General features: G+C 51.1%; 17 protein-coding genes. 14 read left to right on the forward strand and 3 right to left on the reverse strand.

Annotated features, from left to right (window positions below; all coding sequences use genetic code 11):
• Nucleotides 1-10: 10 nt before the first annotated feature.
• The 3 genes from GJR95_RS07660 to GJR95_RS07670 are packed head-to-tail and all read right to left on the reverse strand — an operon-like array spanning nucleotide 11 to nucleotide 2,909.
• Complete coding sequence (locus GJR95_RS07660) at nucleotides 11-775, reverse strand: SDR family NAD(P)-dependent oxidoreductase (RefSeq protein ID WP_162385314.1); 765 nt, start codon at nucleotides 773-775, stop codon at nucleotides 11-13.
• Between the two features lie 32 nt (nucleotides 776-807).
• Nucleotides 808-1,191, reverse strand: coding sequence for a VOC family protein (locus GJR95_RS07665; protein WP_162385315.1), 384 nt, complete (start codon nucleotides 1,189-1,191; stop codon nucleotides 808-810).
• An 11-nt stretch (nucleotides 1,192-1,202) separates the two neighbouring features.
• Complete coding sequence (locus GJR95_RS07670) at nucleotides 1,203-2,909, reverse strand: IlvD/Edd family dehydratase (protein ID WP_162385316.1); 1,707 nt, start codon at nucleotides 2,907-2,909, stop codon at nucleotides 1,203-1,205.
• Between the two features lie 442 nt (nucleotides 2,910-3,351).
• On the opposite strand from GJR95_RS07670, the gene GJR95_RS07675 reads away from it, so the two are divergent.
• The 14 genes from GJR95_RS07675 to GJR95_RS07740 all read left to right on the forward strand — a co-directional run bounded on the left by GJR95_RS07675 (nucleotide 3,352) and on the right by GJR95_RS07740 (nucleotide 23,377).
• Nucleotides 3,352-4,242, forward strand: a complete 891-nt coding sequence (locus tag GJR95_RS07675; protein WP_232541116.1) for a lytic transglycosylase domain-containing protein — start codon at nucleotides 3,352-3,354, stop codon at nucleotides 4,240-4,242.
• 280 nt (nucleotides 4,243-4,522) lie between these two features.
• Entirely contained in the window at nucleotides 4,523-5,185 is a 663-nt protein-coding gene (locus tag GJR95_RS07680) for an RNA polymerase sigma factor (protein WP_162385318.1), read from the forward strand.
• Nucleotides 5,185-5,931, forward strand: a complete 747-nt coding sequence (locus tag GJR95_RS07685; RefSeq protein WP_162385319.1) for a hypothetical protein — start codon at nucleotides 5,185-5,187, stop codon at nucleotides 5,929-5,931. The genes GJR95_RS07680 and GJR95_RS07685 overlap by 1 nt, the downstream gene beginning before the upstream one ends.
• Nucleotides 5,932-5,961: 30 nt before the next feature.
• A complete protein-coding gene (locus GJR95_RS07690) occupies nucleotides 5,962-7,056 on the forward strand; it encodes a caspase family protein (protein WP_162385320.1) in 1,095 nt (364 codons plus the stop codon).
• 67 nt (nucleotides 7,057-7,123) lie between these two features.
• Complete coding sequence (locus GJR95_RS07695; protein WP_162385321.1) at nucleotides 7,124-7,723, forward strand: hypothetical protein; 600 nt, start codon at nucleotides 7,124-7,126, stop codon at nucleotides 7,721-7,723.
• Between the two features lie 18 nt (nucleotides 7,724-7,741).
• Complete coding sequence (locus GJR95_RS07700; protein ID WP_162385322.1) at nucleotides 7,742-9,340, forward strand: DUF4384 domain-containing protein; 1,599 nt, start codon at nucleotides 7,742-7,744, stop codon at nucleotides 9,338-9,340.
• A 6-nt stretch (nucleotides 9,341-9,346) separates the two neighbouring features.
• Nucleotides 9,347-9,949: a hypothetical protein gene (locus GJR95_RS07705; RefSeq protein WP_162385323.1), complete on the forward strand. Its 603-nt coding sequence runs from the start codon at nucleotides 9,347-9,349 to the stop codon at nucleotides 9,947-9,949.
• A 45-nt stretch (nucleotides 9,950-9,994) separates the two neighbouring features.
• Nucleotides 9,995-10,858, forward strand: coding sequence for a hypothetical protein (locus GJR95_RS07710; protein WP_162385324.1), 864 nt, complete (start codon nucleotides 9,995-9,997; stop codon nucleotides 10,856-10,858).
• A gap of 81 nt (nucleotides 10,859-10,939) precedes the next feature.
• Complete coding sequence (locus GJR95_RS07715; RefSeq protein ID WP_162385325.1) at nucleotides 10,940-12,475, forward strand: DUF4384 domain-containing protein; 1,536 nt, start codon at nucleotides 10,940-10,942, stop codon at nucleotides 12,473-12,475.
• A gap of 10 nt (nucleotides 12,476-12,485) precedes the next feature.
• Nucleotides 12,486-14,972: an acetate and sugar kinases/Hsc70/actin family protein gene (locus GJR95_RS07720; protein WP_162385326.1), complete on the forward strand. Its 2,487-nt coding sequence runs from the start codon at nucleotides 12,486-12,488 to the stop codon at nucleotides 14,970-14,972.
• Between the two features lie 4 nt (nucleotides 14,973-14,976).
• A complete protein-coding gene (locus GJR95_RS07725) occupies nucleotides 14,977-16,218 on the forward strand; it encodes a hypothetical protein (protein ID WP_162385327.1) in 1,242 nt (413 codons plus the stop codon).
• Nucleotides 16,219-16,239: 21 nt separating this feature from the next.
• Complete coding sequence (locus GJR95_RS07730; protein WP_162385328.1) at nucleotides 16,240-21,519, forward strand: LptF/LptG permease family protein; 5,280 nt, start codon at nucleotides 16,240-16,242, stop codon at nucleotides 21,517-21,519.
• Nucleotides 21,516-22,049 carry a hypothetical protein gene (locus GJR95_RS07735; protein ID WP_162385329.1) on the forward strand — a complete coding sequence of 178 codons (534 nt, stop codon included), beginning with the start codon at nucleotides 21,516-21,518 and terminating at the stop codon, nucleotides 22,047-22,049. Before GJR95_RS07730 ends, GJR95_RS07735 begins: the two co-directional genes overlap by 4 nt.
• Nucleotides 22,046-23,377: a hypothetical protein gene (locus tag GJR95_RS07740; protein WP_162385330.1), complete on the forward strand. Its 1,332-nt coding sequence runs from the start codon at nucleotides 22,046-22,048 to the stop codon at nucleotides 23,375-23,377. The genes GJR95_RS07735 and GJR95_RS07740 overlap by 4 nt, the downstream gene beginning before the upstream one ends.
• Nucleotides 23,378-23,418: the final 41 nt, after the last annotated feature.

The following is a 23,418-nucleotide window of genomic DNA, read 5'->3' on the forward strand; positions in this document are numbered from 1 at the left end:
AGCTATTCAATCACTCTACCGGCGGTGGGCTTACGCTGGTCCATCCGCCATCAACGACCAGGCTTTGGCCCGTTATATGGCGAGAGGATGGCGAAACCAGAAACAGAGCCGCATTGGCAATATCCTCGACAGTGGCCGGGCGGCCCATCGGTGTAATGCGCGACCAGATCGGGATATATGTCGGATCATCCAGGGTACGTTCGGTTAACGTAGCGCCCGGCGCAATGGCATTTACGGTAATGCCAAGGGGTGAAAAATCGATAACCAGTTGCTTCGCCAGCATTTCCAGTCCTGCTTTGGTCATACTGTAGACGGGCAGACCGGGGTGCGCCTGGTGCCCTACTACCGACGACATAAACAACATGCTTCCTCCTTTGCCCTGCTCACGCATCTGACGGGCAGCGGCCTGCGCCAGAAAAAAGCTCCCGCGTAAGTTCACATTGACAATTTTCTGGAATGCATCGGGTGTTGTGGTGAAGATATCGCCAAAAATAGTAATACCCGCATTGGCGATCGCGATGTCTACCGAACCGAATCTGCTGACGGCAGTATCGACCATCTGTTCAATAAACGAAACCTCGGAGACGTCGCCAGGGTATGCTTCACAACGATAGCCATCCTGTTGTATGGCATCAGCGGCTTTATGAGCCAGTGCTTCATCATAATCGTTGAGTACTACATTGGCACCCTGTTTAGCAAGGGCGCGGGCAATAGCAAAGCCAATTCCCTGTCCGGCACCAGTAATGATAGCGGTTTGGTTAACAAAATCAGTCATTAAAAAGTCGTTTTCCCAGAAACCAGCTTTTCCTATTCAGCGGCTTTGGGCTCCCAAAGTTCGATTTTATTGCCTTCCGGGTCCATAATCCAGCCAAATTTACCGTAATCATATTCTTCAATTTCGCCGATAACCGTTACCCCTTCAGCCTTCAATACTGCGAGCAACTCGGTCAAATTTTCAACCTGAAAATTAAACATGAAATCCTTACTGGACGGCGCAAAATACGTAGAGTCTTTAGCAAACGTTGACCATTGTGTATAGCCTTTTTGCTCTGCGTCGTCAGCATGTCTCCATTCAAATGTAGCGCCATACTGATCAGTCTGAAATCCCAGATGAGTGCCGTACCAATTCCTGAGTTCATCAGGCTTTTCAGCTTTAAAAAATAGCCCTCCAATTCCAGTTACTCGCTTCATGTTCTTTATTGTTAGTGTGAATCACGCTTTACTTCACTACCCGAACCGCCCCGTAGAAAATCGAAGTCGGCTCCTTCGTGAGCCTGCGTAACGTGGCGAATATACAGATTTACATAGCCCCGATCATAACCCAGGTCAAGCGGTTTGAAATGAACGAGCCGGCCAGCCAGTTCTTCATCCGACACATGCAGATGAAGGCTCCGGTTTTCAACATCGAGTGTAATCAGATCACCATTTTGCACAAGTGCCAGATTACCGCCAACGGCTGCTTCGGGCGAAACGTGCAGAATAACCGTGCCGAAACCGGTACCACTCATCCGGCCATCTGAAATGCGAACCATATCATGAACTCCCAGTGCCAGTATCTTGGCGGGGAGCTGCATGTTCCCTACTTCAGGCATACCCGGATACCCTTTGGGACCAACGTTTTTCAGGACCAGAACACAACCCGGATCAACATCCAGATCAGGATCGTCGATTCGCGCTTTGTAGTCATCGATGTTTTCAAAAACTACAGCCCGACCCGTATGCTGCATCAGTGCAGGCGATGCCGCCGAGGGTTTTATGACAGCCCCGTTCAGGCAGAGATTACCCCGCAAAACGGCTACACCCGACTCGGGTTTGAAGGGTTGCCCGACCGTTGCAATTACGGCGGGGTCATAGCATTGCGCATCGGCACAGTTTTCACCAATGGTTCGACCGTTAACGGTTATGGCGTCGTTGTTGAGATAGTCCCGAAGTTCACGGATAACGGCCGGTAAGCCTCCGGCATAGAACAGATCTTCCACGAAATGTTCGCCAGAAGGTTGCAGATTGGTCAACAGTGGGATTTTAGCCGATAGCGTATCGAAATCATCGAGCGATAGATCGACGCCCACCCGCCCGGCAATGGCCGTCAGATGGAGGATAAAATTGGTTGAGCCACCCAATGCGGCATTGATCATAATGGCATTTTCAAACGCCTGCCGGGTGAGAATCTTCGATGGTGTTATGCCTTCACGCGCGAGCTCAACGGCCCGCATACCGGTCAGATGAGCGAGTACTTTCCGACGCGAATCGGCTGCCGGAATGGTTGCATTGTCGGGTAGTGCTAACCCCAGCGATTCGACCATGGCCGCCATTGTGGAGGCTGTTCCCATCACGGCACAGTGCCCCTGCGAACGAGCCATACTGGCTTCAGCAGCCACAAACTCAGCCTGGCTCATCTCGCCCATTTTAAAGGCTTCGGCAAACCGCCAGAGATCACTCGTTCCAATCTTTCGGCCCTGAAAACGACCGGCCAGCATCGGTCCGCCCGATACGACAAGCGTAGGAATGTCGACGCTACAGGCTCCCATCACGAGAGAAGGCGTAGTTTTATCGCAACCACACATCAGAATGACCGCATCGATCGAGTTGCCACGAATGCTTTCTTCCACATCCATACTGGCGAGATTGCGGAATAACATGGCAGTCGGCTTGATCTGGCATTCGCCCAACGACATCACGGGAAATTCAAGCGGAAAACCACCCGCTTCCCAAACCCCTCGTTTGATGGCTTCGGCCAGTTCGCGAAAATGTGCGTTGCAGGGCGTCAGTTCCGACCAGGTATTACAAATACCAATAACGGGTTTTCCCTCAAACTCATGGTGCGGGAAACCCTGGTTTTTCATCCAGGCACGATAAATAAAGCCGTCTTTTCCGGTGCGGCCAAACCAATCTCGGGAACGTAGGGGCATTGTCAATGACCAGTAAGTAGTGATCAATAAAGTCGTCTTATTGTCGATTATACTTTTGGCAAGTGTGCCGTTGGGCAGTTGCAAAAATAGCCTCGGATTTTGCATTAACCATAGCTTAATGCACATTTTTCGCCACAAAGATAACTAGAATACCAGCGAAACTATAGTTTTTTTGCTGGTTAGCCTAATTTATTAATTTCCATAGCTTAGGCTTACTTGGGTCTCAAGTTCAACTGGCCTCAACCTATCTGTATTAGTCCAATTATCGCTTTCACCACTTTTTTCATGTGTTATTTTAAGGTCGTGATTTTCAGTCTGTTTACCGGAAAACCTGACAACAAGTAGTACATCGCCCAATTAGTTTTAATCTAAAATATTGACAATCAACAAACTAATACTTTATCTACTGGCGTTATAGACTCAGTACCATCAAACTTATGTTTTGTTAAAGCGAGTTGGATTTTCTTTATTGATGGCCGTAATTCGTCCGGCTGTCACGGTTGCTGCAAAGTTTACCGCCACCACAGTCCCCAATCTCAACCCATCTACGATTAGCTCTGCAAATCATTCGGACGCGACCCGGTCTGGCGCGACCCGGTCAGGGCTGATGCAATCCGATGCAACGCGGTCTGACATGTCCCGCACCAGTGCCAAAGCAGCCTTACTGGCAACGGCACTTAACGCCCCGGAGCTTCCTTTGCTCGATGTCGATTTCTGCGGAGAGTGCCTGCCACTCGACAAGATCGATGTTGTTGACCGCTGGAAACATGTATTTACGCTGTTTCGTAGTCACGCCAGCGATCTGGGCAACCTCCGTGAACGGGCCGAGGCATTTTTCCCGATTATCGATCCGATTCTGGAGAAATACGACATTCCTGATGATTTCCGCTACGTTCCCCTTGCCGAAAGTGCGTTACGTCCAAAAGCGGTTTCACGAGCAGGTGCAGCAGGTTACTGGCAATTAATGCCTGGCACTGCCCGTTCGTTGGGGTTACGGGTAGGTGGACGTATTGATGAGCGTTTCAATGTGCTTAAAGCAACAGATGCCGCCTGTCGATACCTGCGAAAACTATATGATCAGTTGGGTTCATGGTCGTTGGTAGCCGCAGCGTACAACGCCGGGCCGGGCCTGATGAAAAATCAACTAAAACGCCACGAACACCGCGATTACTACCAGATGAGCCTTCCACGCGAAACCAAATATTACCTCTACCGCGTGTTGCTCTACAAAGAAGTAATGTCTCGCCCGAACGATTATTCGTCCTTTTTGTCTCCTGTTCCACAAACAGCCTATCGATTTCAGCCTCTGGCGTCAGCTATACAAATCGGTTAAAAATACGATTCATATAGGCAGAACGGTCGTAGAATCAGATTCTACGACCGTTCTGCATGTTAATAAAGTCTGCTGATAGTAGACTTTACTTTTTTTATTCACATTATTCAGTCTTTCCCATTAACAGATTAGACAGGAATAAATTTTACCAGCAAATCAGATCAGGCCTTTCTCCAGGATAGCCTACATGGGTATTAGCGTTAGGAAATCGACTTATTAAGTTTACTTAGTTAACTTTTATAGCACACCACACAAAAGCGTTTAACCCAATTCACAGATTATGGCCGCATTTTTTCGTAGTTCAGTCAATAAGGTCGCCGTGCAGCCATCATTCAGCCAGTTTCAACAGGACGAACAGGCATTTTATGAAGCACTTCGGGCCAACGATCAACAAGCCTGGGACTATCTGATGATTCAGGTTCACAATCAGTTTGTTGTTCCGCAATCCCGTCAGAATTATGACTATGATACGTTAATTTCAGCCTATACCGAAGGGCTGGCTGTTGTTAAAGACAACATTTTAAGCGGTCGTTTTACGCACGAGAAAGCCAAAGTCACAACCTATGCGCATAGCGTTTGCCGGTTTACACTACTTAATCTGTATGACAAAGACAAACGTCGGCAGGAAGTATCGCCGTTTCAGGAGCAATCAGCAGATGAGTCAGAAGAAAGTTCGTCGGCAGTTCGTGATGAAGCGGTCGACTGGCTCCTTCAGACAGATATCGACGATCATAGCTGGGCGCTTGAGCCACTCAAACTCGCTATGTCTGGCCTGAAAGATCGTTGTCAGACCATTTTGCGCCTGTTTTATATTGACGAAGTTCCTGACCGCGAAGCCGCCATTCAACTCAATATCAACGAAGCTAATCTACGCCAGCAACGTCGCAACTGCGTCATGGGGCTTCGACAGTCCTTTAACCAACTAAAAAACTCGTATTTATAATGTCTATTTCTCAATCTGATTTCGAACGGGCTGAAGATTATATCGCAGGTCGGCTATCGGCTGGTGAGAAGGCACAGTTCGAACGTGAGCTAACCAGCAACGGCGAATTATCCCGCGAAGTTACCCGTTTGAAAGCGATGCAGAGTGGCCTTCGTCGTATGAATTATCGCGACGAAATAGCGGCCCGCCATGCTGAATTGTTACTTCGAGGAGACATAAAACCCACTCATACCGAAATGGGCAAGGTGGTTCCTTTTGGCTCCACACGGCCAATGTGGCAGTATCTGGCCATTGCAGCCAGCGTCCTGTTGATACTCGGATTTGGCTGGTTTTTCATGCAGGATCGATTCATGGCCCCATCACCCGCCGACATAGCAGCCCGATATATGGAGCCAGACTTGCGGCTTGACCCGACTACCCGCGATGGTGAGCCTTTACTTACGGCACCCGGTCCAGATCAGGTAAGCCGTCTGCAGGCCATCGCCCGCGATACGTCGGCTATCCGGGCCGGATTCACCTTATTGCAGAAAAACGAACCGGCTCAGGCAATAGCGTTACTGCAACCAGCCCGCAACTGTCCGCTACCCGACTGGCAGGCCAATGCCCGCTATTTACTGGCCCTCGGCTATCTGCAAACAGGTCAGGTAGATCTGGCAAAAGCAGAGCTCGGCACACTTCGTAAAACAACCTATTTTGGCAATCAGGCTGAGCAGTTACTCCATGAACTTTCAGCGAGTCAACCCTAATCATTCGGCTCGATAAACCAGACAGATCGTATGATCAAACTTCTCACTAGTCTGCTCATAACCTTAGTTAGCCAGGTAGCTTATTCGCAAACGTTCCATGCCTTGATCGTAGCGGATACGCAGGCAGCTGACGTCGGCCCCGGTTGCCAGAAGGATGTTGCGGCCATGACAACCACTTTCAAGGCCATTGCCTCTGGAATTGGTTATCCTTTAAATCTGGTTGTATTGAGCGATTCGGGCTTCAGGCGGCCCAGCATTGAGCAACGGCTTCACAACCTGCACATTGGACCAAAGGATGTTGCCTTTCTCTATTACACAGGTCATGGACACAATCTTGCCGGACGCACCGATCCATTTCCCTTGCTCAGTGTTGAACCCGGCAACGACCCCTCTCTGCGATCACTTCATGATTCGCTACGGGCAAAACTTGCCCGGCTCACGATCACAATGGCCGATGCCTGCAATATTGTACTACCCGCCGGAACACGCGGTCTGATGATCAACCCTATGTTGAAAGGCGGAACGGTAGAAGATGATATCAACCGGGTGCTGGCGAATTTATTTCTGGATCAGACCGGCGATGTACTTATTGCGGCCTGCCAGCCCCATCAGTCTGCCTGCATGCTTAGCGATCAGGGAAGTCATTACACACGGTCATGGGAACAGGCCCTGTCGGTGCTGACAACGACCCGCTCCCGACTAAGTTGGATTGATTTATTACTCGATGCTCAGGCTCGGGTAGACAGGCTTGCCCGACCCGATAGTTCGCACCAAACGTCGATTTATGAGATTAATCTGAAACCTGTAAAGCAACAGTTACCACCCGACGCGCATTTTACGGCGATTAGCCAATACCTCAATACGCTGACAGACGAGCGACTGACCTACGCCGAACGAGCCCTGCAACGACAAAAAGCCACTCAGTATTTCAACGCAGATGCCCGCGTAACGATCTATCAAAACGATACATCGGTCGGTGAATATGCCCTCAACGATATGCTTAAACGACTGACCCTTAATGCCGTAAAAATCGGGCAGGTTAATTTTATTGAAAAACGATCGAAGCGAACGCCAAACGGAAAACTATACCAAACGATTGCCATTCAGGAAGTATGGTCGAATTAAATCGCTATATTCTTTCACAAAGCTCCATTACCCACTATATACCAGTCTGTAAGCTCCTCTTGCCGTAATGAAGTTGCTTTCCGTTCATATCCTCACATTGTTTACTTGCCTGTGGCTCTGGCTGTCGGGTGGTCTGCCTGATCCGTGCCATGCCCAGGTACGGCTGACAAATTCCGGTCGGCCCCAGGCGACAGCCATGCCCACTGTCCGACTACTAAAACTACCGCTGACCCAAAAAATCGATAGCATTCTGCATCACATACGAACATATTCGCAGATCCCGGCAAACCACCAGGAACGATACGCCCGCGAACTAACCGCTTATTTTGCTCCATCTGGCTATATTTCAGTTCATCAGCCGGGGCAGCCAGACGCCCGTCTATCGGTAAATGATTACCTTGCACAGTTTGGCAATCGGTCGGCAGCGGTTCAGTTTAAAGGTGCCGAAGTCGTGTATTATGGCCAGTCGATTAAAACCGCAGCGGGCGACTGGCAAACGATGGTAACCACCTATCGGAATGCGACAACCTTTACCGGAAACAAGCCACAGGCCTCCGACATTGCTACCGTCATGACACCCGTGGGAACAGCTCCGCTTACAACGAATTATTGGCAGATTTTTACTCTATACCTCACCATTCCTAAAGCTGGCTCAACCCGACAGTAGGCAGCACCGCCCCTCGTAATGAAAACTCTCCTCTGGTTTACGATCTTGCTTTCGGCACAATGGGTTTGGGCACAGGCTCCAGCCGACCTGGTGAATTCGGGCTTACGTTTCGATGATGAAGCCTACCTGCGTGTCGAACAAAAGCCCGACAATGTGATCTATAAGGCTCCACTTCCCAGAGCAATTTCCTACGAAAAATACTTGCCAGACATTGAACGGCAGGGCGACTATGGCACTTGTGTGGCGTTTACCTGTGCGTATTATACCCGAACGGCTATCGAAGCCATTCAGCGAAACCTGACGACTAAACCGCAGATCAATCAGACCCGATTTTCACCAACCTACCTTTATTCCCGACTCAAGTTACCGAACGACGTGACCTGCCAGCAGGGCGGAACAATGGATGAAGGCTTATTGGCGCTCAAAAATTACGGAGCTCCATTCTGGTCCAGTCTCCCCTATCCACAATGCATCAGGAATGTTAAACCCTATGACTCTGAAGCTTCGCAGTTTCGGATTCGTCATTTTGAACGGATTTTTGACTTTGCCACTATGTTCCGCGTGGTTCGCCAGAACAATAATCTCGAGTCGGTTGTCAATGCGAATATACAGAACATCAAACGGGCGCTGGCCGGTGGCTATCCGGTTCCCATCGGCATGATGATTCCTTTGTCATTTCAGGCTGTTTCGACGGATACCTGGACGCCCGCTCCGTCTGATGTCGACGATTTATACCAGGAAATCAGATCCGGCTTTAAACGCCGTAAATTATATGGACATGCCCTCACGGTTGTTGGCTACGACGATAGCCGCCAGGCTTTTCGAGTTGTCAATAGCTGGGGGACACGCTGGGCCGACAATGGTTTGTGCTGGATAAAATACCGGGACTTTGTCTTGTTTACGCGCTATGCGTTCCGGGTGTATCCGATGGAACAACCCACGGCAAAACTAACCAAAGTGACACCCATTATTGCTAAAACTAATACCAGGCCACAATCTCCTACTGCTCCTAAACGATCACCAGTGCCAACCACGCAACCCGACAAATCGGTAACGATGCAGGCCAGCGTGGAAATGCGGCTGGTAGACGGCTCCGACATGCCTGCACGGCGGTTGATGAGCCGGGGTTCGACCGTTGGCGACGATACAAACGACGAAATTGGTGCCTACAAACTTGTTAATGGCTACGCATCCGGAACACGGTTCAAACTGACGGTCAATAACGACAAAGCGGCTTATGTCTACGTGATCGGAACCGATCAGAGCATGAAACTTACACGGTTATTCCCTTATGCCGATAGCCTGAGTGCCATGATCGATGCGAAGGAGTCGGCGGTGTTACCGGGCCCAACCAAACACATTCGGCTCGATAATAATCCGGGACAGGAATATTATCTGGTCCTGTTTGCGGATAAACCGCTCGATATGAGTGCCCTCATAACCAGAATGAGTGCTATAGGTGGCAGTTTATCGCATAAAATTACGCAAACACTCGGCGATCAGTTGATGGACTGGCACACGATGAACTACGATCCAGAACAAATTACATTCAGTACTGCTACTGACCCCATTGGCAAAGTAGTTCCCGTGCTCATTAGCCTCGACCATAAACCGTAACCCACCATGAAACCATTCCTAGCCACACTACTTCTATTACTTTTCGCCACATCGCTGAGTTGGTCACAGGATCGGCTCAAGCAATCGTATGTCGACGATGACCTGTCTGAGAAAGAAGCCGCCGATCTGAAAAACCGGACTAAACAACGCATTGCTGAACTTCAGAATTACCTCAACATCATACCCGACTCCAAGCGTTCGACGGCCGAACGCGAAGATGCCGTTGAACAGGCACTCCTGTTGTTTACCAACGAAGCGAACATGGAAATAATAGACCGAAAAGGGAAGCGAACGATGCCCGTTAAACGCTATTTCCGGAACCTGCTCGACATCAGCACAGGCTATTACACCCATATCGACATTACGCAGTACGATGTAGCCTATGTGAGCGATTTCCGGCTTGGCACCGATGGCAACTACCATAGCACCGGCACGTATTACCAGGATTTTAAAGGTTTTCGGGGCGATCAGGCCGTTTATCATGACCGTACCAAGAAAGATGTCAGTATCCGGGCCGATGCCCGATTGAATGAATACAACGAGAAAAAATGGACGCTGTTGCTTGGCAACGTGAAGGCCAGAAGCCTGGAAGTTATACCCGCTAACTAATAATCAGCCAGTAACGGCCAACAGCTAAATCTTTTCTTCTTCTCTATGCGTCGCTCTCGTTTACTTCTCTTCATCGCGCTATGGATTGGAATTTTCGGCCAGAAAGGCTGGTCGCAATCCTTGCCGATCCAGACTACACAGCCGGTGAAGCAGATCGAGGAGTTTCTGAAACGGTTTTATTATGAACAGACTCCCGACCAGCGCCCGCTCACAACCGACTCGTTAAGAGCCCTGTATCCACGAAGGGCGTATCTGCTTAGTCTGTTTGATGCTAAAGATAGCCGTCGAACAACGCAGCCCAGCTACAAACAGGCTATCGATACGTTCGTTACCGAGCTTTCGGAAGCGGAAGAAAAGCCTGACGACCTGTATGCAAACGTATTGGCCGAAACACCCTTTCGGGCCAGCTATCGGGGTAAGGCCGAAACACTGACCGTTTTTTGGCAAATGACGCACATAGGTCGCGCGCAGGGTTGGCGCATGGTAGGATTGGACGCTCCGTTTCTAACTGCCAGTACCGACACCTCAAAAGCGCCACTATCCGGCGACACAACACAACGGGCAACCCGTCCGCTTACACTGTCGCCAAATACGCACGAAACCAGTTTTCTGGAATTCCACCGGGTCATCAAACAGGGTCATGATTTACGGTTACTCCTGAGTGACTCGCTGAGTCAGACAGGCGTTGGGCGAACCTTTATTGAGGCTGTCCGCCAGCGCGAACTCCGCCTGATCGAAACCGAACGTGTTTCACTGTTTATCCCGACTAAATCTGGCTGGATTGTTCGGGTTGACGAATTCTCACGCGACAACGAAAACTCGGGCTGGCTCATCAGCGATTTATACGGCACCCGGTCGCCATCGCGGCTTCCACCCGAGCTGGCAACTCTTGTACGGATTCGCCCCTAACCAAACGGGTGAGTCTGGTTCGTTGATCAACCAGTATACTATAGAACGTTCGCCCGAAAGCATCTAACAGCTTCATCTTTCATGGTCAGATATTGGTTTTTATTGTGTTTTTTACTGCTCACAGGGCTGGCTTCAGGGCAGCCTCAACCGGCACAACCCAAAATCGAAGCACCCACATTCCGGCCTTCGGATGAGGTATACATTGCCCGTCAGGCCAGGCGCTTTCTGGAAACTGCCTACTACTTCAGGCTGAATGAATTAGGTCGCCCGGCCAGCGATCTATCGGCGGCCGAAAAACGGCAGATTATGGCCGGTCTGCTTGATCGTTGTTTTGGTAATGGTAACCCGTTGGTCGTCAATGACCTGGACCCCTACCAGCGGGAGAGTTCTGAATTACCGATCAAACAGTATCTGGTTAATGTGTTGACCTTCTATCGTGCCGGCGATCTTGCTATCGGTAATGACCTGACCGATGGGCTACATTATGGCCGGATTCAGGCAAACGCAGCCGGAAAACTTTTCATGCCGTTGTATGTTTCTGAAACCCTGACCGGTACTTACGACAATAACCGGGCACCCAAAAAACGGCATGAATTACGGCAGGTTAAAGAATTCAGGCTGGAGTTTACGTTCGACAACAGCAATTGTCAGCGGGTATTCGATAATCTGAAAATCGGTGGTATTCGGCGTCTTGCCGCTATCCCATCAGCCTCCCGGCTATTGACCGGCCGCGAAGACCTGGCTCAAATGCGGGCGCAGGAGCAGGATCTCAATATGGTAGTCGACTGTTTGACCGAAGGAATTCGACGGCAATTACCCGCCGAGACGAAGCATATTCTGATCGACAATTTTACGTTTGAAAATCGGGGAATCAGCACCGAATTCGGTGAAGCGCTGACGCAAACGCTCCGTCAACAGCTCCAGCAACGAACGGGTGCGGTTGTCGAGATACTCAAAAGCGACAATCAGACTGCCGATTATACAGTGCGGGGAAGTTTCGCAACGACGGGCGATCAGGTGGAGATCCGGGCAAAATTGTTTAACAAACAAGCGGCTTTCGAGCGCGATCTGGTATCCAGTGACCTGCCCGTCCGCTGGGTACGGCAAAACCAATTGACGTTCGAGTCGCCGAAAGATGCCAATAGCCTGCGCATGGAAGCAGCCGTAAAGACAGTAATGGCCCCGCAATCGGTCGGTGATTTTTCCATTGAATTACAAACGAACCGGGGGCGTCAGGGCGTTACCTATCATGAGGGCGAACGGATGACCATTAAGCTGAAAGTAAGTAAACCCGCTACCGTTCGCCTGATTTATGTACTGGAAGACGGTACGCAAACGTTACTATTCGACAATTACCGGATTGATGGGCAGGCCGTGGGGCAGTTCATCGATGTACCGGGTGACTTTGAATGCTCTAGCCCATTTGGACAGGAATTTCTACTAGCCTTCGCCACAACTGATACGTTTGCTCCCCTCGAGACGAAGAAGCAGAACAGCTTCAATGTCTTGACGGGTGAACTGACCAATACTGTTCTCCGTACGGTACGGGGTTTACGGGCAAATGGCATCATTGTGGCTGATAAGGTGCAGATTACGACACGCCCAGTGCGGTTTTAACCCAGACCAAATGTACTACCTGCCCATTCGCCTGCGTGGTGAAAAAGTTCATATTGTGCCCCTGCGTTCATCGCGCGAATCAGCCGATGGTGTTGTTCCATCATTTATTATTCCCTACGATCCCCAAACAGCCCTGACACGATTGCTGACGCTCGACGGCGAGGTGCGACTTGTAGCGCATGGTGGAACAAACCTCGACCGGGTAATTGATGGCATAACACTGCATGAAAACCGTCCGGATTCGCTTACCCTTCACCTGACGGTGTCAGATACTGATGCACCAGCAGAAGACTTGTTGGACCAGAGCGCTCACTTTTTGCTCGAACCGGCCGATGAAACTGAATCGGGACTGGCGCTACTGGCCCGAACAAAAGATCGTCAGATCCCACGGACCAACGCGCTGACCATAAACGTGCAAACCCAGTTGGATGGCCAACCATACCTGGGTGAAATCAGGCTGTATCTGGCAGAACCACATGCTATTTATGACGTTGTGATGGACTTCGGCTCAGAAGCCAGTCAGATTGTGCTGACCAATCGGGGCAGCGGGCAGCGCGTGCTGGAACGGCTCAATATTGTCGATGACCTGTTGCGGTATTTCTATCCGAACCTGCTCACTTCCGATAGCGGCAAACTAACGGCAAAAGCCCTTCATCAGCGTGATCCTGATCCGGACTTACTTCGTTCGGTATTTTTTCTACGTCGGTCAGGAGCCGTATTTCAGTCAACGGATGCGCCCAATCAACACGGCGACGCAGAATACCTGAACCTGCTGACCGAACGCGACCGGATTGATTCACTGGCCCAAAGTCATTTTCTGGTATCGAATCTTAAGCTGGCTCACCTGGGTGCCTATCGATTCGATGTTTCGTTTGCCTCGCCAGCCACCAATGAATTTGGGGTTTCGATCCGCCGGTTCAGTGATACCATTAGCGGTTTGCAGCAGGCTATTGTCAATTACCTGCTCCGAACGGTGCTGGAACACCTTCATCATAGCCATCCGGCCAATCAGCCGTTTTTCTTATCCGTCAAATTACTTGTGCCAAACGTTTTTGAGCAGCAGCGGGTCAGCACACTTGTTCAGGGTACGTACCGAAATCTGCATGACCTCCTGCAACCCGACTCGCCCTATGCCCTTCGCGGGGCCGAAGTCGGAACGTTATCGGAGAGCGACGCTGCTTTTCTTGGCTACCGCGAAAGCCGGTCTGTTCAGCGGCAACCTCTACCGTTGAAAGGTCGTTACCTGATTGTTGATTCGGGGAAAGGGACTACTGATTTTTCGCTGATCGAGCGTGACGATGAAACCAAATCTGTCTTTCGATCGGGTTTCATCGGGGCAGGCAATGCGATTTCCTACGCTTTCGTGGAAACGGTTTTCGCGGCTATTTTTGGTCCAGATTCTACAGTCAGGCAGCAGGCCATCTGGCGAATTGCCCTCGGTCCTACCACAGATCTGGTCGACAAAATTCGGTTTGGAGAGATTATCGAAACCTTGAAGCGAGGATTCGACAAAGGCAGGAATCAAACTGCTTACCGCCCCATTCATGACCTGATCGGCCAGCAGATACAGGATATTCGCGCCCGGTATCAGAACAACGTGGGTTCGGCTGGCTTGCTGAAAGAGGTGACGGACGCACTGGAAACGCTCGCAGGGCAGCAGGAGTCATTACAGGACGAATTTGGTTTCATCAATAACGTAGTCAAACGGCTGACCGATAAACTGGCGCAGGAAGTCGTTTATTCAGGCTTTTATGATCCAGACTCACCACCGCAGGTCATTCTGACGGGCCGGGCATTTTTGTTCCGGCTCTTTGCCGAAGAAGTCAGCAATCGGTTTGGCAATGTTCGTTTAGCGTCTGATGGGCGAGATACAACAGCACTGAAGAAAATTTGTCTGGCGGGTGCATTCAGCAGTGAGACCATCAATTACGATGCGAATCTTGTCGGCCAACCAACTCGGCAGGTCGATGGCGATGCGGGCATTCGCCTGGTCGATGCGGGTCACGAAACCGGTGCCGTGGCGGTGTTGCTGCCCCGTCCTTATGAGAAATTAACGGAGGCAGCCCACCGGCTCAAAGGTATGGTGACCAAAGTTGACGGTTTTCTGCAAAAGATTCGCTACGAGCCCGATCCATCATCGCCCGTTACAACTCAAACCGCCCCAACGACCTTACAATCAAGACGGCCGCTGCCGTCGTTGTATGAGGGCGTTACGTTCAGAAACTACCAGTCGTCAAGCCAGTGGATTTCCATCAGTGGATTGCGGTATGCCCATCCGGCCTTGTTGACACCCAATCAGCCAACGGTCAATGTGTTTTTTACGGGTACTGAATTTCTGTTACGGACCCCAACCGAAGCGGCCCGCCTGACCATCCGGCCCGAATTTTTTCAGCACGACCAATTCGTCTTTGAAACCTTATTCCCGTATCTCGATGAACCGCATTTCAGCCAGGTAGTGGTTGATCAGTCGGTCGGTACGCTCGATGACACAATCTGACTCTATGACAACACGCACCAACTGGATTCGCTGGGTAGCCGCCCTGTTGTGGCTCGCGGGTCTGTGGCTATGCCTGCACCAGCCAGCTGCTATTTCTCAATCAGGGAAAACCAGCAGCGATACGCTAAGCAAGACCACGAATTACCTGCTGACCGACTCAACAGGCTCAACCTTGTTGATTCGTGGCCCTGAACAAATAACCCGACTAACGGTAACCGACAGTGCTCTCGTGCTGAACAAAGAACCGTTGCTATTTCGGGCCGACTCCGTGAAAGGAAGTTCGGTGAAAACGCCCCGTGATCTTGCTCTCTGGCGGAGCCAGTTCAGATTTCGACTTGGCGCTGGCGCAACTACCGACGCGGCTCGCTGGGAAGTATCCCGCCAAAAACTGGCAACATTTTGCTCCACTGGGCTTACACCTGGCCCAGCCAGCGATAAAGCTGATCAGGCTTTATTTGAACGGTTTATTACGTTTATCGCTGATCGACAAAAAACCCAGCAAACAACGCTGATTCTCTACAACAACCTTATTCTGGATCGACTGACCACGCAGAATCTATCGCCCGATCAAGCCGTGCAACTATCTCCTTCGGAAGTTACCGACATACCAGCCAGCGCACCTTCGAGCGAGCTGCCAGGTATCGGTTTGCTGGCTTTGGGCGGACTATTATGGGGAATTGCGGCATTTATGAAACGAGACAAAGTCGCTGAACCTGCACAAGTGCCCCGACAGGAAACACCCATTGTTCAGGAGCAGACCAGGGCCATTATAGCGCCCACCCAATCTGAAACTCCAGCGAATGTCTCTCCTGGTTTACCGGAGCAATCTCCGGCAAACCCACCCGTCCCTTCTGATTGGCAAGCTGACCAGACCGCGTTGAAGCAATACATGATGGCTTTCTACCAACGCTACGGGCAATTTTACGACGATCTGCAAACACTCTCAACAGAGTTGCCGGAGGCCGAAAAGCAACAAATCCGTCGCCAGTTAGTCGAAATGGCACTGCACGCCCATGCATTTGTGGAGGGGTATCAGCATTTACCGTTAACACGTCTGACGGAGGTTCCCAATGTCCGATTATTGGTCCAACCGACTAATCGACCTGCTGCGCCAGACCTGACCATTGACCCATACAAAACGGCCAAACGCTATCGGGTACTGCTATCAATTTTGCAGGAGATGCAACTGGGAGAGCTGGAAAATGTACTGCTTCAGGATTTACACGTACCAAAGAGTCTGCTTTAAACACCTTTTCGATTGCCATTCATGGATACTGCACTGGCTTTCCTGTTCAACCTGAATACCTTTCTGCTTTTGTGTGTAGTGACTGTTCTGGGAATTTTATGGCGCGGTCCATTCCAGAAAACACCCACCTACATGCTTCTGGCGGTACTCGGCGTTGCTTCGGTCCTTACCATACGAAGCTACGTGTCGGCCCCCGAGCAGATTTATACGAATGCCAGCCACCATGTTCTCGAACACATTGGCATACAGTTTCAAACGCAGTTGACACTGGCCGATGGGCAGCATCCAAACCGGGCGTTCTGGGATGCTAAACCCGGAAACCTCACACTCCAGGCCAATACATCGGGCACGACCAAACTGGTGGGTCGGGGCTTTTGCGAGCCCATATTTATCGGCAACAACGACTTGTATACCCTGGCAAATCCGGTTTTCGAGAAGCAGGTATCCAGACAATTGACCATTGGTTATGGTCAAAATCGATCCCTATCCCTGAATGTAGAGCCCATCGACGATGACCAGACTCGCTACCTCCTGCAACTCAGCAATGGTACGTCAACAAGCCCCTGGGACACCCTTCTCTTTAACCGACGCATCAAAACCGGCCTTTTGCTCGGAACACTCCTGAGCAGAGTACCCATCGACCGACCGGGTTTAGCACAGGCTCAAACCATGTTGGATAGCGCCTACCTGATTCGGGCCCAACTGGGTACAAAAGCGAACGAGGATAGTCCACTCTATCTGTTTCCATCGGCGGCTATGTTGCGGTCGGCAACATCACTACAAATCGATGGTGTCACGATTGCGCTTAGTCGGCATCCCGAATTTACGGCTCCACTTGGCCCGGAGCAGTTGTTTTTCACCGGACTTAAGGTCAGCCGGACGCCACTCTACCGCGTTGGTGCCATTGGCCGTCAAATGGCGCTGTGGCTGGAAACGCCGGAGCGAATGTACCTAAAACCAACCGGCCCGACTGGTGAATCTCTTTTTCTGACCTCCTCTATCGACGATGTCATTAACAACGCATTACCGGCTGGGTATCAACTAGGAAAACTCCGGAACAGCCAGAATCGGCATCAATTTTCGGCCAGTTTATTTTACGTAACCGGCCCTACAAGGCAGCCGATGCGATTTCGGGTTGTCAGTCAGGAACAAACGAACGCGCTGATCAACGAAAAACGCGCAGGCGACACCCTGTCTCTAAAAACAGCTACCCGTTCCGGCACACCGGCTAACCGGTGGCTCCTCCGTGTAACGGACCTAAAAGCAGTCAATCCACTTCAATTCTGGCATCTGGCTCTACTGGTTGCTCTGCTGGTAGTTGGTAGTTTAGCCTCCGTGTGGCTCACGCCGTATTCGCTTTATGGGCCAACCCGACAGCCGCTGCGCTTCATCAACACCGAACTCATTGCGTATATACTCCTGCTGGCCTTCATGACGGTTCGAGGTATTTTACTCTGGCGGGTGGGTACGTTTCCACCCACTGATTCCTCTGCCAATTTTGCCAACTTGAGCTGGAACTATTACACAGACACCATACTTGCTGTTTTGCTCTTTTTCGCGGTCATCTACGGGTGGAAACTCCGGGGCCAGGTGGTCAGTCAATGGATCAATCGGAACCTGGCCCAATGGCCTGATACGTTATCCGAAAAACCACTATTGGCGTACCTTCTCCCGATATTCGTCAATGTTGCTGCCGGACCGATTGCGTGGCTGGAGCGGATTGCCAGTGTATTCCTCCCGTTGCTCGTCTACATGGTGGTGGATTACAACTGGCTCCGGCAGATTTACCGCAATGGGGATAGTTCGGTGAATTCTTCGGCATACCAGCGCCTTTCGGCCATCAACTGGTTAAGCTGCTTTGGCCTGTTAGGGATGCTCGACGCTGGATTCGCCATTATTTTCGGGCTATTCAGTCTGCTCTACATGTGGCTGCGGTTGTTCACCTTTGAAGACCACCAGTTACCCGGCGCTTCACGCTTCGGGCAATACCGTTATCTGTTCAGTTGGTTTGGACCGCCAACCGCCATTTTATTGTACTTATATGCCCTGCCATGGCTTATCGAACTTACTTTTCGTGCGCCTGGGCCACTGCTAACGATTGTCATCCTTACTTTTGGTGTGATCGTTCTTCGGTTTCTATGGCCTCAGGAGAAACGTCCTACGTGGGGTCTCCCGCTGGTCGCTGGTCTAATGGCCGTGTTAATTGGGAGCTTGTTTCTCTTCCCGAATGCGGTCGATCGTATGCTGGAAAAAGAAGCCCGTATCCGCTATCGGGCGGGCATATTGATTCATTCGGCCGACGAACTGATGCGTCAGGAGCAGAATCGCTTCAACAACGGAGCTAATCAAAAACTCCTTGAAGCCGCCCAGAATCAATGGCTGGTCAATTACTTCTACGACAAAGGCAACTTCAGTCTGACCCACTACGCCCGACTGGTTCCACACATTAATACCGGCTCCACCTATCAGACACAACTTGCCGATCTGGTCGCCGTTCGTTATGTGATTGCCGAGCATAGCGAGTGGATCATCTGGATGCTTCTGGCACTGCTTCTGGGCTGGTTGATCAGTACCGTTAGTGGCGGGAAACTCAGTCCTGCCTCAAAAATGCGGGCCCAATTGGTCTGTCTGCTGTTCAGTATCGCGTTTGCCGTCTGGATGACCGCTACGAACCGGATGGTATTTGTGGGGCAGGACTTTCCCCTATTAAGCCTGAATAGCCGCCTGACATTGCTTCTGTCTCTGTCTATCTTTGTGGCCGTTATTGTACTGGGCACACCACTTTCCTCTTCGCAGCCCTTACCGGCGCGCTATGAATTCAGTCGGTTTGGCCGACGCTCGTTTGGGGTTCTGATGGCCGGGTTAGTATTGATTGCTACCCTGTCGTATTACCTGTTTCCATTTGACCGAAATACACGCCAGTTCGATTTATCGCAAACCATCAGCGATCTGCAAACGGCTTTTGGTGAGCTTAATGGCCCTTTCCAGACGTTTCAGCAGGAACAAAATAACCCAAGAGGTTCGACTCGACAACTACTACGCCAGTTCGACACCTATCTGAAAGGGCCCGGACATGCAGCCGCCGATACGCTCTTTGCCCGACAGCCACTACTTCGGAGCGCGTATGCAGCCTTTCTGGCCCAACCAGCCAGAAATCGATCACAGAATCTGATTCACCTCCGTCGCTCCAATGAGGGCACATGGGAGTTTGCGGTCAATCCATTTTATTATAACGTGAGCAGTCCTGATGCTGATCAGGATGGCTATCAGGGCCATGTACTGGCTCGATCTGAATTGCCCAGTGTACTATTAGTCAATCGATCTAACAGCGACCAGTCGTTACGAATTTCCCGTAACAGCCCGGTTGCCGACTGGTTCAGCGCTCCCGGCAGCCCGTTCAGTAGCAGCAATCTGAACCTGCGGTTAAGCACAATACCCGCCAGTTGGACAACCGACTCACTACCCTTGCTGGTGCTGACCACTACCCAGGGCGACGAACACACAACCCGGTCGCGGTATCTGGTTAAACAGGGGAGCCATGTACTGGAATCGTCGCGATCAGACTTTGCTCTGCGACTACAACCCGGCGATCTGCTCCAGTTTATGCCCGAAGGAAGTGGTCGGCTGATCAACTATGAAGTTCGGCAAAACGACCATCATTTTCTGGCACGCAATGTCTGGCTAAATGGTCGCCCGCAGTACGTGTATCCCCTGCGTGACCGTTTTTTATGGTCATACCACTTTACGAACCTGGTTAAGTCAGCCTACGACCGGGATGCAGAACGGCAACATCAGCCTGTTCGAACTACGCTCGATCGACCGCTAACCGAGAAGGTGACAGAATTAGTGCGTGATTTTTATGGCTCACGCCCACTCAGAACCCCAGCCGAACGTGCTAAAGCCTTCAGCATGGTGGTGCTCGATGAACGCGGTCAGATTCGCCTGATGGCTGATCATAAACGCGGTAATACAACAGCTATCGATCCAAACCGCATGGCCGATTTCCAGCCAATTCTCGACGCACTTTACCTTGATCCGCAACGCTATGATGAACGGATGCTGTTCGGCAACAAGTGCCTCATGCGGATGGAAAACGGTCCTGCCTCAACCTTCAAGCCGGTTTTATACGCGGCCACAACATCGCAGTTCAATCTGGGCTGGGAAAATCTACAGCTTGGCGCGGTAGATAGTCAAACAATGGAGGCCATCGCCCGCCCAAACGGCGATGATTATACACTGCGCTATTTTGGTGGCAAAGGACTCCGGTTCACCGTTGGGCGAAACAATCTGACAGGTCATAACAATCATTACTACCTGAGCCATTCAACAAATACCTACAATTCGCTGGTACTGCTTCTTGGCTCACTGGATGCGGCTCAGGCAAGGCGAACCAAACAGGCGTTTGTCAACAGTTCGTCCGATACTCCTTTTTTTGTGAAAGGAGTATCGGAGGATGCGAAGCGAAACTTCCCGCTAGTAAGCTATGGTGGACAAACCTATCGCATTCGTCAGTTTCCATCCTGGGATAATCCAAACTCGTTGCTGGGGCGTGGGCTTTGGGAGAATTTCGATTTGCCGATTAATTCAGCGCAGGTTGTCAGCGAAAATGGTCAGCATAGCCGCAACCTCGCTCCGGGCCTCAATGATGCCCTGATTGATGCGTCGCGCAGTTCGTTTAAACTCTGGAGTTTCCCCGAACCCTCCCATCTGTATTTGATCGACCGACGAACAAGTCTGCAAAATGCCATTGCCCAGTGCGCATCGGGTGCCTATCCAATCACAACAACACCCCTAAAAATGGCTGAAATGGCGGGTAAACTCTTCTCGTTTAACAACGCCTACAAAGCACATATTCTGGCCGACCAACCGCCTGTCACACAGACGGGATTTAGTGTCGATGCGTCGTGGATAGCGCCGGATCAACTCAGTACATTTTACGCCCAGAATCTCTTTGCGGGCATGCATGAAGCCATTCAGGAAGGTACCGCTCAATGGCTGCGACCGCTGCGTGATGCTTATGACGGTCAATATTCGTTTTATGCCAAAACCGGCACGATCAGCGGGAACCGGGCAGCCGGCAGCGCACGCGATAAACACCTCTTGCTGGTTGTTAGTCAGGAACCTTTGCACGATCGGCAATTGCACCCCTCCGATTTACGAAACAATCGTTTCCGGGTCATTTATGTGTCGTTTTACAGTCATTCGCCCGGTGGTGCCTGGGATACGGCCACCGCAGAGCTAATCCGTAAACTTATCAAAGAAGTCATCGATAGCCCACAATCGTCAGCCAGCCGCCTATGAAACTTCGCCGATCCATACCCAACGAGCAACCAGCAGTGACTCCACTGCCTTCGTCCCCTCGGGCAACCCCGGTTCGCCCGAAGCCAGCCGGTTTATTGTTCAGTATCACAACGTTTCTGGTGCTGACAATAGCTATTGTCTGGCTGAATGGCCCTTCCGACGAGGCCCCTATCCCCGCACAAACGCTCCAGCCGAACCGAATGGACACAGATCGGCATCTGGTTTGGGTCCGGCTCGATTCGTTGCGAAACCGGCTTGATCTGTTGACGGGGGATAATGGTTTATCGATTCGTTCCGGAACCGAACGGCTGTACATTCAGGCCAGCAATCGAAAACAACTTGAGCGGTATTTGCTCAATGGCCTGGCGCTGACCCGATTTACGCAGGCAGCCAATAGCCCGGTACGGGTCGAATCGGCTGGCGATGGTTTCTCGCTACCCATTCAGCAACGACAGGGCATTACCTACGTACAGGTCCCGACCGACATCATTAGTAGTTTACTCCGCAGCACCGAATCATTAGCCGAATGAAGCCGCTTACTATTCTTTCAACGTTTTCGACCAACGAACTCCGGCCCGCTTACTTTGCCCGACACGTTACGCCCGATGGAACAACCGTTCTGGTTGGTATGGCGGGCAAGTTTAGATCTTTTGCCGACGAAGCTGCACGCACGCACAGTAAGCTACTCAATTCCAGTCAATTTGAATCAATACGTCAGCAAGCATTAGCGTCATTCCGCGAGCGATTTGCCCAGCAGAAACACCAGCCTTTTAGCGGTAGTGACGATGATATTCTGCGGAGTTTCGGGCAGTTAATCATTTCCCCTACTGGAGCAGTAAACGCATTTGCCTGGGGACGTTTCCAGTTTTCGTCGGTTCAGAATGGCTCCGGACGAACCGACCTACCGGCCGTTCTGAATCCGGGGCAGTACATCATTGGCGATGCCGAAGGAGCAGGTATTACCACTACCGTTGCGCAAAATCTGGCGAAGGTGACCAGTCTGGATTCATTGACGCAGGCTACCGGCTCACTGGCTGACCCTTTCATGCTTGTCACCGTTGAAGTGGCTACGGAATCGTCTGCCCCTTTGCCGGTTGAAACCAAGCCGGCTGCTCCGCCGATTCAGGTGTCTGTACCCGAGCCTGTGCCAGTCGAAGTGCTGCCTACGCCAGCCCCGATGGTTGCTCAAACTCCTCGTCCGCCAGCCCAAACGCAGGTCCCTGTGAAACCCGCCCCAGAGCCGGTATCAGCATTCCCTTGGAAAGCCATTTCACTTTTTTTGCTAACCTTTATCATTGTGGGAAGTATTGGCGGTGGTTATTATTGGTGGAAAATTCGACCAAAACAGAGAGCCGTACATCATGCGCAACAACCGAAGGATAGCGCTGAGTATGTTATAACCTCCGAAAATGGATCAGATTTCGACGAGCCGGAAGACAGCACAGCGATTCTTGAAAACCCCGAAGAGTCAGCCCAGCCACTCAATGAATCTCCTCCGCCCAGTGAAGCTGAGCAGTTACTTCAGCAATACCGGAATCAGCCCGATTCGCTGATGTATCTGATTCGTGCTGCCGAGCAGGTGGGGGATGTACCAGATGCCGATCGTCAGCAGGCGTTACGGAGCGAAATCGACCGCGAGCGGGCGTATCGCTTTAACGAACAGACCCAGACTGCCCGAACCACTTACGATCAGGCTGTGCTCTACCTGCTGGCTGACCAAAAAGCAAAAGCGGGCACAGCTTTACAGGCAGCCCAGCGCGCCTATGAAATGGCTCTGCTGCTCCAGCCCGACAAAGCCGACTCAGTAAGGCCACAGCTAGAGCAGGTTCGCGAAAAAATCAATTCATTGAACGAGTAATTCTATAGTTCGCAGCCTGTTTTTTTTAACCGTGGCACGGC

Origin of the sequence: Spirosoma endbachense, from assembly GCF_010233585.1 — a bacterium.
GTDB classification, from domain to species: domain Bacteria; phylum Bacteroidota; class Bacteroidia; order Cytophagales; family Spirosomataceae; genus Spirosoma; species Spirosoma endbachense.

Excerpts from the sequence above, each read along its gene's own strand:
- GJR95_RS07705 (WP_162385323.1), top strand. The coding sequence starts at position 9,347 with ATGAAACCATTCCTAGCCACACTACTTCTATTACTTTTCGCCACATCG.
- GJR95_RS07735 (WP_162385329.1), top strand. The coding sequence starts at position 21,516 with ATGAAACTTCGCCGATCCATACCCAACGAGCAACCAGCAGTGACTCCA.
- GJR95_RS07700 (WP_162385322.1), top strand. The coding sequence starts at position 7,742 with ATGAAAACTCTCCTCTGGTTTACGATCTTGCTTTCGGCACAATGGGTT.
- GJR95_RS07670 (WP_162385316.1), bottom strand. The coding sequence starts at position 2,909 with ATGCCCCTACGTTCCCGAGATTGGTTTGGCCGCACCGGAAAAGACGGC.
- GJR95_RS07725 (WP_162385327.1), top strand. The coding sequence starts at position 14,977 with ATGACAACACGCACCAACTGGATTCGCTGGGTAGCCGCCCTGTTGTGG.
- GJR95_RS07730 (WP_162385328.1), top strand. The coding sequence starts at position 16,240 with ATGGATACTGCACTGGCTTTCCTGTTCAACCTGAATACCTTTCTGCTT.
- GJR95_RS07695 (WP_162385321.1), top strand. The coding sequence starts at position 7,124 with ATGAAGTTGCTTTCCGTTCATATCCTCACATTGTTTACTTGCCTGTGG.
- GJR95_RS07720 (WP_162385326.1), top strand. The coding sequence starts at position 12,486 with ATGTACTACCTGCCCATTCGCCTGCGTGGTGAAAAAGTTCATATTGTG.
- GJR95_RS07690 (WP_162385320.1), top strand. The coding sequence starts at position 5,962 with ATGATCAAACTTCTCACTAGTCTGCTCATAACCTTAGTTAGCCAGGTA.
- GJR95_RS07660 (WP_162385314.1), bottom strand. The coding sequence starts at position 775 with ATGACTGATTTTGTTAACCAAACCGCTATCATTACTGGTGCCGGACAG.
- GJR95_RS07715 (WP_162385325.1), top strand. The coding sequence starts at position 10,940 with ATGGTCAGATATTGGTTTTTATTGTGTTTTTTACTGCTCACAGGGCTG.
- GJR95_RS07710 (WP_162385324.1), top strand. The coding sequence starts at position 9,995 with ATGCGTCGCTCTCGTTTACTTCTCTTCATCGCGCTATGGATTGGAATT.
- GJR95_RS07665 (WP_162385315.1), bottom strand. The coding sequence starts at position 1,191 with ATGAAGCGAGTAACTGGAATTGGAGGGCTATTTTTTAAAGCTGAAAAG.
- GJR95_RS07685 (WP_162385319.1), top strand. The coding sequence starts at position 5,185 with ATGTCTATTTCTCAATCTGATTTCGAACGGGCTGAAGATTATATCGCA.
- GJR95_RS07740 (WP_162385330.1), top strand. The coding sequence starts at position 22,046 with ATGAAGCCGCTTACTATTCTTTCAACGTTTTCGACCAACGAACTCCGG.
- GJR95_RS07680 (WP_162385318.1), top strand. The coding sequence starts at position 4,523 with ATGGCCGCATTTTTTCGTAGTTCAGTCAATAAGGTCGCCGTGCAGCCA.